Annotated in this window: 1 pseudogene; it reads right to left on the bottom strand. The window is 43.4% G+C overall.

What is annotated here, in order from left to right:
- Positions 1–460, bottom strand: a pseudogene (locus tag V7D75_RS06350) (uroporphyrinogen decarboxylase family protein); the annotation flags it as partial.
- Between the last annotated feature and the right edge of the window lie 303 nt (positions 461–763).

Here is a 763-nt window from a genome sequence, read left to right as displayed (position 1 = left end):
AGAAACCCTTGGTATAGCGATAATCTTTTGAGCTGCCGCCTTCAATCATATAAGTCGCTAGCGTCCAAGGGCTACCCGAAAAGCCGAATAACGGCACTTGTCCGTTTAGTGCTTTACGAATGCTCGTCACCGCGCGCATGACATAATCAAGCGAGTCATTCATATCGAGCACCGGCAATCGGTCTAAATCCGCTTGCGTACGAATCGGGTGCTTAAACTTCGGACCCTCGCCTGTTTCAAAATATAGTCCTAGCCCCATGGCATCAGGAATGGTCAAAATATCACTGAATAAAATCGCGGCGTCCAAGTCATAACGGCGCAGCGGCTGCAAAGTGACTTCGGTCGCACGCGCCGTATCTTTACATAAACTCATAAAATCACCGGCTTCAGCACGGGTGGCTTTATATTCTGGTAAATAACGACCAGCTTGACGCATCATCCATACGGGCGTGGTATCTATGGGCTCAAAGCGGAGTGCTCGTAGCAATCTATCGTTTTTTAAAGGCGCAAAGTTCTGCTCAAGCGCATTGTTACTGTCTGAAGCACTCATGTACAACTCTCCAAAACAGCCCTATATTCAATAAAATAAATAACAGGGCAAGATAAAATAAGTGAAAGAAAAGATTAATAAACGCTTATAACGCATAGATAGCGGCATTTAATCCTAAAAAGCTTCATAATCATTTGATATCAGATTCTTTATATTAAATGCCATTTACTATTAAGCTTTGACAACACCTACCGATTAAAGGGGTAGAACTAC

This window comes from Psychrobacter sp. (assembly GCF_036731945.1).
GTDB lineage: Bacteria > Pseudomonadota > Gammaproteobacteria > Pseudomonadales > Moraxellaceae > Psychrobacter.
Note: the sequence above shows the minus strand (reverse complement) of the source record. Positions and strands in the feature narration are given on the sequence as shown.